The organism is Citrobacter sp. wls757 (genome assembly GCF_005280935.1).
GTDB lineage: Bacteria > Pseudomonadota > Gammaproteobacteria > Enterobacterales > Enterobacteriaceae > Citrobacter > Citrobacter portucalensis.
Window position 1 is genome coordinate 39222 of the sequence record NZ_SZWU01000058.1, and the last position, 7550, is coordinate 46771.

Annotated in this window: 10 protein-coding genes, 1 pseudogene and 1 riboswitch; of the genes and pseudogenes, 7 read left to right on the plus strand and 4 right to left on the minus strand. The window is 53.4% G+C overall.

From position 1 onward, the window contains the following. A pseudogene (locus FDW94_RS24285) lies at positions 1-106 on the minus strand (hypothetical protein); the annotation flags it as partial. Between the two features lie 329 nt (positions 107-435). Further along, positions 436-581, plus strand: a riboswitch (molybdenum cofactor riboswitch). On the opposite strand from FDW94_RS24285, the gene moaA reads away from it, so the two are divergent. The 6 genes from moaA (at position 569) to FDW94_RS14670 (ending at position 4016) form a co-directional block, all read left to right on the plus strand. Beyond that, complete coding sequence (gene moaA / locus FDW94_RS14645; protein ID WP_137377801.1) at positions 569-1558, plus strand: GTP 3',8-cyclase MoaA; 990 nt, start codon at positions 569-571, stop codon at positions 1556-1558. (Overlaps the previous riboswitch by 13 nt.) A gap of 19 nt (positions 1559-1577) precedes the next feature. Next, positions 1578-2090: a molybdenum cofactor biosynthesis protein B gene (moaB, locus tag FDW94_RS14650; protein WP_003035187.1), complete on the plus strand. Its 513-nt coding sequence runs from the start codon at positions 1578-1580 to the stop codon at positions 2088-2090. A 2-nt stretch (positions 2091-2092) separates the two neighbouring features. Continuing rightward, entirely contained in the window at positions 2093-2578 is a 486-nt protein-coding gene (gene moaC, locus FDW94_RS14655) for a cyclic pyranopterin monophosphate synthase MoaC (protein WP_003035188.1), read from the plus strand. After that, positions 2571-2816: a molybdopterin synthase sulfur carrier subunit gene (moaD, locus tag FDW94_RS14660; RefSeq protein ID WP_003831530.1), complete on the plus strand. Its 246-nt coding sequence runs from the start codon at positions 2571-2573 to the stop codon at positions 2814-2816. The genes moaC and moaD overlap by 8 nt, the downstream gene beginning before the upstream one ends. A gap of 1 nt (position 2817) precedes the next feature. Continuing rightward, positions 2818-3270, plus strand: coding sequence for a molybdopterin synthase catalytic subunit MoaE (moaE, locus tag FDW94_RS14665; RefSeq protein WP_137377802.1), 453 nt, complete (start codon positions 2818-2820; stop codon positions 3268-3270). A gap of 41 nt (positions 3271-3311) precedes the next feature. Then, positions 3312-4016, plus strand: coding sequence for a Bax inhibitor-1/YccA family protein (locus FDW94_RS14670; RefSeq protein ID WP_003831536.1), 705 nt, complete (start codon positions 3312-3314; stop codon positions 4014-4016). A 100-nt stretch (positions 4017-4116) separates the two neighbouring features. Here FDW94_RS14670 and FDW94_RS14675 read toward each other — a convergent pair whose 3' ends face one another. The 3 genes from FDW94_RS14675 to FDW94_RS14685 are packed head-to-tail and all read right to left on the minus strand — an operon-like array spanning position 4117 to position 7078. Next, entirely contained in the window at positions 4117-5079 is a 963-nt protein-coding gene (locus tag FDW94_RS14675) for a YbhN family protein (protein ID WP_137377803.1), read from the minus strand. Further along, positions 5079-6320: a cardiolipin synthase ClsB gene (clsB, locus tag FDW94_RS14680; RefSeq protein WP_137377804.1), complete on the minus strand. Its 1242-nt coding sequence runs from the start codon at positions 6318-6320 to the stop codon at positions 5079-5081. Before clsB ends, FDW94_RS14675 begins: the two co-directional genes overlap by 1 nt. Next, positions 6317-7078, minus strand: a complete 762-nt coding sequence (locus tag FDW94_RS14685) for an endonuclease/exonuclease/phosphatase family protein (protein WP_137377805.1) — start codon at positions 7076-7078, stop codon at positions 6317-6319. Before FDW94_RS14685 ends, clsB begins: the two co-directional genes overlap by 4 nt. 131 nt (positions 7079-7209) lie before the next feature. Between FDW94_RS14685 and FDW94_RS14690 the strand changes: the two genes are divergently transcribed. Continuing rightward, on the plus strand, positions 7210-7550 hold a 341-nt coding region (locus tag FDW94_RS14690; RefSeq protein ID WP_249358532.1), incomplete at its 3' end, for a YbhQ family protein.

A 7550-nucleotide genomic window follows, 5' to 3' on the forward strand; every position in this document is an offset into this window, starting at 1 on the left:
TCAGGCGGGAACCTAATGGGGAAAGAGAGGAGAGAACGCGTCCTAATCCATGCCCTCCGCCGAGAGCGACAACGCGGTCCAAATCTGCCAGCGTGCGAGTGCGCATATATTTTCCTGATATCAATTGATCGGCGCTACAGTAACGTAAATAGCGTGTTTTCAGCAATTATCCAGTCGGCATCTTCCGTAATTTTTTTCTGCGATCTACTCCTTTCTGACGACACTCACCTGATGGCAAGATGATGTATATCAATGCAAAACTGTGATTTTTGCTTATTCTGTAGCGAAATTGCACGATCATGTCGCTATATACATATTTATACAGCGAAAGTGTACATGGCAAAAGCGCCATTTACACGCTAGTATCGGCATAACCACAAAGTACTCTTAAAAATTTGAGTTGCCGTAAGCCAACGCATCTGCAACTCGAAGTATGATGAGTATAAACACTCTAGCCTCTGCACCTGGGTCAAATGATACGGTGCTTTGGCCGTGACAAGACTTGAAAAAGTTTGTCACCAGGGCGCAGGAAGAAATGACTACGTCTCCCGTATTTGGAAAGGTGTACATGGGCTCTCAACTTACCGATGCTTTCGCACGTAAGTTTTACTACTTACGTTTATCGATTACCGATGTGTGTAACTTTCGTTGCACCTACTGCCTGCCGGATGGCTATAAGCCCGGCGGGGTCACCAATAACGGCTTTTTAACCGTTGATGAAATTCGCCGTGTCACGCGTGCGTTCGCCAGTCTGGGAACGGAAAAAGTGCGTCTGACGGGGGGCGAACCTTCACTGCGTCGCGACTTCACTGACATTATCGCCGCCGTGCGCGAAAACGACGCCATTCGCCAGATTGCGGTAACCACCAATGGTTATCGTCTGGCGCGCGATGCCGCCGCCTGGCGCGATGCCGGACTGACCGCGCTCAACGTCAGCGTCGACAGCCTCGACGCCCGTCAGTTTCACGCCATTACCGGACAGGACAAGTTTCAGCAGGTGATGGCAGGCATTGATGCTGCCTTTGATGCCGGTTTTGAAAAAGTGAAAGTCAACACCGTGCTGATGCGCGACGTAAACCATCATCAACTGGACAACTTCCTGGCGTGGATCCAACCTCGACCAATCCAACTGCGTTTTATTGAACTGATGGAAACGGGCGAGGGCAGCTCTCTCTTCCGTAAACACCATATTTCAGGACAGGTACTGCGCGATGAGCTGCTGCGTCGCGGCTGGATCCACCAGATCCGACAGCGTAGCGACGGCCCGGCTCAGGTTTTCTGTCATCCTGATTATGTTGGCGAAATTGGTCTGATCATGCCTTATGAGAAAGACTTCTGCGCCACCTGTAATCGTCTGCGCGTTTCCTCTGTCGGCAAGCTTCATCTGTGTTTATTTGGTGAAGGCGGCGTAAGCCTGCGTGATTTGCTGGAAGACGATGCTCAGCAACCGGCGCTGGAAGAACGTATTTCAGCCGCGCTGCTGGAGAAAAAGCAGACCCATTTCCTGCATCAGAACAATACCGGTATTACGCAAAACTTATCTTACATTGGCGGCTGATCGCTAAAAGGAGTTTTTCATGAGTCAGGTAAGCGCTGAATTTATCCCGACACGCATTGCTATTCTTACTGTTTCCAACCGTCGCGGCGAAGAAGATGACACCTCCGGCCATTATCTGCGTGACTCGGCGCAAGAAGCGGGTCATCAGATTGTCGATAAGGCGATTGTCAAAGAGAACCGCTACGCCATCCGCGCCCAGGTTTCTGCCTGGATTGCCAGTGACGATGTACAGGTGGTGCTCATTACCGGTGGCACTGGCTTAACCGAAGGGGACCAGGCGCCGGAAGCGCTGCAACCGCTGTTCGACAGAGAAGTCGAAGGGTTTGGCGAAGTATTCCGTATGCTGTCGTTTGAAGAGATTGGCACCGCGACGCTGCAATCCCGCGCGATTGCCGGGGTGGCCAATAAAACGCTGATTTTTGCCATGCCGGGATCGACCAAAGCGTGTCGTACTGCCTGGGAAAATATCATTGCGCCGCAGCTTGATGCCCGTACGCGTCCGTGTAATTTCCACCCACATTTGAAGAAATAAGTATGTCGCAACTGACTCATATTAACGCCGCTGGCGAAGCGCATATGGTGGATGTCTCCGCCAAAGCGGAAACCGTACGCGAGGCGCGTGCAGAAGCATTTGTAACCATGCGTAGCGAAACGCTGGCGATGATCATCGACGGCAGTCACCATAAGGGTGATGTTTTCGCCACGGCGCGTATTGCCGGTATTCAGGCTGCCAAACGGACCTGGGATCTTATCCCACTGTGTCACCCACTGATGTTGAGCAAGGTCGAAGTCAATTTGCACGCCGAGCCGGAGCACAATCGCGTACGTATTGAAACGCTGTGTCGCCTGACCGGTAAAACCGGCGTTGAAATGGAAGCGTTAACGGCAGCCTCCGTGGCGGCGTTGACCATCTACGATATGTGCAAAGCGGTGCAAAAGGATATGGTGATTGGTCCGGTGCGTTTGCTGGCAAAAAGCGGCGGCAAATCGGGTGATTTTAAGGTGGATGCGCATGATTAAGGTTCTTTTCTTTGCTCAGGTACGGGAACTGGTGAACACCGATGCGTTAGAAGTTGCCGCCGAGTTTGCAACGGTAGAAGCGCTGCGCAAGCATCTGGCGGCGCAAAGCGATCGCTGGGCGCTGGCGCTGGAAGACGGCAAGCTGCTGGCGGCGGTGAATCAGACGCTGGTCAGTTTTGACCATCCTCTTAACGCGGGTGATGAAGTCGCTTTCTTCCCGCCGGTAACCGGAGGCTAAAATGGCTGAAACGCGAATTGTTGTTGGCCATGCGCCGTTCAGCGTCGGGGATGAGTATCCCTGGCTGGCAGAGCGCGATGAAGACGGCGCGGTAGTCACTTTCACCGGTAAAGTGCGCAATCACAATCTCGGTGACAGCATTAAGGCGTTAACGCTGGAACACTATCCGGGAATGACCGAAAAAGCGCTGGCGGAGATTATCGACGAAGCGCGTTCGCGCTGGCCGCTGGGTCGGGTGACGGTGATCCATCGCATTGGCGAACTGTGGCCGGGTGACGAGATCGTTTTTGTTGGCGTAACCAGCGCGCATCGCAGCAGCGCGTTTGATGCCGGGCAGTTCATTATGGATTACCTGAAAACCCGCGCGCCGTTCTGGAAACGCGAGGCTACGCCGGAAGGTGAGCGCTGGGTTGATGCCCGCGACAGCGATAAGCTAGCAGCAAAACGCTGGTAGAGTACAATTGTTGTAGGCTCATACTGATTCAGGAGATTGTCATGGACCGATTCCCACGATCCGATTCTATTGTACAGGCCCGTTCCGGCCTGCAAACGTATATGGCGCAGGTGTACGGCTGGATGACCTGCGGACTGTTGCTGACGGCGTTTATCGCCTGGTATGCGGCAAATACGCCCGCGGTGATGATGTTTGTCTTCTCCAGCAAAATCACCTTCTTTGGCCTGATCATCGCTCAACTGGCGCTGGTGTTTGTTCTGTCCGGCATGGTGCAAAGGCTGAGCGCGGGTATGGCGACCACGCTGTTTATGCTCTATTCGGCATTAACCGGGTTGACGCTATCAAGCATCTTTATTGTCTATACCTACTCGTCTATCGCCAGCACCTTCGTGGTCACTGGCGGGATGTTCGGGATCATGAGTTTGTATGGCTACACCACCAAGCGCGATCTGAGCGGCTTCGGCAATATGCTGTTTATGGCGCTGATCGGTATTGTGCTGGCTTCGCTGGTTAACTTCTGGCTGAAGAGCGAAGCGCTGATGTGGGCGGTGACCTATATCGGGGTGATAGTGTTTGTCGGTCTGACCGCCTATGACACGCAGAAGCTGAAAAATATCGGTGAGCAGATCGACCTGCGAGACAGCTCCAATCTGCGTAAATACGCGATTCTTGGGGCCTTAACGCTGTATCTGGACTTCATCAACCTGTTCCTGATGCTGCTGCGTATTTTCGGCAATCGTCGTTAATTGTCTGTTGCCGGATGGCGCTGCGCTTATCCGGCCTACAGTTGTGTATCGAAAGTAGGCCGGATAAGGCGTTAAGCCGCATCCGGCACTATAAGCACCATCATTTCGCCATCGCCTTCTCGTTTTTTACCCGCAGCTTTTTCGCCCGACTCTCCAACAGCAAATAACACAACAGCGCCAGCAGTAGCGGAATAAAATAGTACAGCACGCGATACGCGAGCAGGGCAGCAATGATCGTGCCCTGAGACGTATTCTCTCCCTCCAGCAGCGCCATAAAAACCGCCTCCAGCACGCCGATCCCTGCCGGAATATGCACAATAACCCCGGCAATACTGCTCACCAGCAGCACGCCAAGCACGAAGAAATAGTTAATATTCTGACCCAGCAACAACCAGATAATCGCCCCCATAACCATCCAGTTAGTCCCGGATATCGCCATCTGCGCGAGGGCAAATTTCCAGGAGGGGAGAACCAGCTTTTGGCCCTTGATGGTGATGTGACGATGTTTAGCGAAGGTGCAAAACCACAGATAAACAACAATAATCAGCAGCAGCGCTATGCCTAAAATGCGCAATGTGCCTTCATCGATATACCAGTGAGCGGGCAGTTCGACGACGCCGAAGGTAAATATAAAACCGCCCAGCAGAATATAGCCCAGCCAGTTAGTGGTAATACTCAGCGAAAAAATCCGCGTTATTGTGCCCCCCGGCAACCCGAGACGCGAGTAGAGCCGATATCGCATCCCAATACCGCCCACCCAGGTGCTTAACGTCAGGTTGAACGCGTAACAGATAAACGACACCAACATGACCTGGCGTTTTGCCAGCTTGTGCCCGCAGTAGTAGCGCCCGAGCAGATCATAACAACCGTAAAGTAAATAACTGACGATCACCAACCCCACGGCGCTGAGCAGGGCGATCCGGTTGTAATCGCGAATTACCGTCCACACTTCCTGCCAGTTGACTTTGCTGGCATAAACGACCAGCAACACGATCACCGCAATAAAAAATAACCATGTGAGGATCTTTTTCGCTAACCGCCAGCGTCGGTGATTTTTTGCCATCAGGTTTTCCCTCCTGCATCCTCAGTTTGTATACGGTCCTGAGTTTCCAGAGCGGGCTGCGCGGGCGGCTCTACTTCGGCCAGATGCGGGGTATGCGCCGGAAGCCAGCCGACCAGCGCCGGGAAGTGGCGTAAAAAGTGGAAGGCCAACACGCTTTTAGTCAGGTTCCACCAGGTGCGTTTTGGCAGCATGGATTCATCAACCCGTTTGCAGTCCTGCGCAATAATAGGGTTCAGGTTGTCGCGCAGGGTCTGGTTAAACGTGCGGTCATGAATAATCAGATTCGCTTCCAGATTCAGTGACAGGCTCAGCGGATCAAGATTGCTGGAGCCCACCGTCGCCCAGTGATCGTCCATCAGCGCCACTTTGCCATGCAGAGGTTTACGGCGGTATTCGTAGACATGGACACCACCTTTAACCAGATAGTTGTACAGCAGGCGGGCACCCACTTTCACAATCGGCATATCCGGTTCACCCTGCACAATGAGTTTTACCCGAACGCCGCGTCGTGCTGCTTTACGCAGGGCATGCAGCAGGCGATAACCGGGAAAGAAATAGGCATTGGCAATGATCACTTCCCGTCGGGCCTGGGTCAGCATTTTAAGATAATGGCGTTCAATATCATCGCGATGCTCTTCGTTATCGCGCCAGACAAACAGCGCCTGCGCTTCGCCGGGGCGATGATTGTCGATTGCCCGGTGATGACGTCGCCACCAGCGCCGTACGGCGCTTTGCCCGGGCAGGTTTTCCAGTACAAAGTTCAGAATGTCAGCAACGACTGGACCTTCAACGCGCACGGCGTAATCCTGCTTGGCCTCCGGGCCGTAATCCGACATATGTTCAGCGGAGTAATTGATGCCGCCGACAAAGGCAACACGGTCATCAATTACCACTATTTTTCGATGCATACGGCGAAAGAGATTGGTGCGCATTCCAAAAAGACGCGGACGCGGATCGTAGTAGCGGAAAACAACACCGGCTACGGTCAGCTCTTCAACAAAACTGTCGCTCAGATCCGGCGAGCCGTAGCCATCCAGCAGCACCTCTGCTTTGATTCCTCGTCGGGCGGCTTCGAGCAACGCGGCATGCAGCTGTTTTCCTACCGCATCTTCAAACCAGATAAAAGTCTCAAGGATAATTTTTTGCTGTGCCTGCTCAATGGCGTCAAAGACGGCGGGGTAGAATTGATCGCCGTTTTCCAGCAGTTGAATTTGATTGCCTTCATGCCAGCCATATTTCATAAATGAATCTCCGCACTCAGGGGGGCATGATCGGACAAATGTCGCCAGTGATGCAGCGCAAGCGTCGTCGGGGTACTGGCATTCGCGTTTTTCACATAGATCCTGTCCAGGCGCAGCAGGGGAAACTGCACTGGAAACGTTCGCGCCGGGCGACCGTGGGCACGGGTAAAAATCTCGTCAAGGCCAGCTTTGGCTTTCAACGGGCGATTGGCCGTTTGCCGCCAGTCATTAAAATCTCCGGCAATTACTACGGGCTCCGCGTTGGGCAGGGCGTTAACCCAGTCTGCCAGCATCGAGAGCTGGGCCTGGCGGTGAGCTTCACGTAGGCCGAGATGCACACACATCACATGAATGGGGTGGGAGAGCATTGGCGGTACGATGCGGCAGTAAAGGACTCCGCGCTTTTCACTCGCGCCGACTGACACATCACGGTTTTCATAATGCTCAATGGGATACCGCGACAGCACTGCATTACCGTGATGTCCCTGCGGGTACACGGCGTTACGCCCGTAGGCGAAGTCGCTCCACATCGTGTCTGCCAGAAATTCGTAGTGGCTGGTATCCGGCCAGTTCTCAATGTGCAGCGAATGCGCTTCGTGCGCGCCCATGACTTCCTGCAGACACACAATGTCTGCGCCGACGGTTCTGACGGCTTCCCGTAGCTCAGGCAAAATAAAACGCCTGTTGAAGGCGGTAAACCCTTTGTGAGTATTAATGGTGAGCACATTGAATGAAAATTGAACTCTCGATCCGCTCATGGACCTCCCGTTGGCGTCACTTCCTAAATAAAATAGTGTAGTCGTCGTCACAAAAAGATACGGTGTTACGGAATTTTCCGTAAAGTCCGGTACTCTGAACAATTAGTCGAAAATCCTTCAGGAGAATAGCCATGAGGTGGCAACAACGTGTTCGTGTCGCAACGGGTCTAAGTTGCTGGCAGATAGTGTTGCATTTACTGGTAGTGGCGTTGCTGGTAATGGGCTGGATGAGCGGCAGACTGGTGCATGTCGGCCTGGGATTGTGCGTCGTGTACGGCGTTACCGTTTTATTGATGCTTGCATTGCAACGTCACCACGAACAGCGCTGGCGCGACGTGGCTGATGTGCTGGAAGAGTTGACCACGACGTGGTATTTCGGTGCCGCCATGATCGTGCTGTGGCTGCTGTCACGCGTGCTGCAAAACAACGTCTTGCTGGCACTGGCGGGGCTGGTCATCCTTGCCGGACCCGC

Bases quoted from the DNA above. Each gene is read 5' to 3' on its own strand.
- FDW94_RS14685 (WP_137377805.1), bottom strand. From the start codon at position 7,078: ATGAGCGGATCGAGAGTTCAATTTTCATTCAATGTGCTCACCATTAAT.
- clsB (WP_137377804.1), bottom strand. From the start codon at position 6,320: ATGAAATATGGCTGGCATGAAGGCAATCAAATTCAACTGCTGGAAAAC.
- FDW94_RS14675 (WP_137377803.1), bottom strand. From the start codon at position 5,079: ATGGCAAAAAATCACCGACGCTGGCGGTTAGCGAAAAAGATCCTCACA.
- moaE (WP_137377802.1), top strand. From the start codon at position 2,818: ATGGCTGAAACGCGAATTGTTGTTGGCCATGCGCCGTTCAGCGTCGGG.
- moaB (WP_003035187.1), top strand. From the start codon at position 1,578: ATGAGTCAGGTAAGCGCTGAATTTATCCCGACACGCATTGCTATTCTT.
- moaC (WP_003035188.1), top strand. From the start codon at position 2,093: ATGTCGCAACTGACTCATATTAACGCCGCTGGCGAAGCGCATATGGTG.
- moaD (WP_003831530.1), top strand. From the start codon at position 2,571: ATGATTAAGGTTCTTTTCTTTGCTCAGGTACGGGAACTGGTGAACACC.
- FDW94_RS14670 (WP_003831536.1), top strand. From the start codon at position 3,312: ATGGACCGATTCCCACGATCCGATTCTATTGTACAGGCCCGTTCCGGC.
- moaA (WP_137377801.1), top strand. From the start codon at position 569: ATGGGCTCTCAACTTACCGATGCTTTCGCACGTAAGTTTTACTACTTA.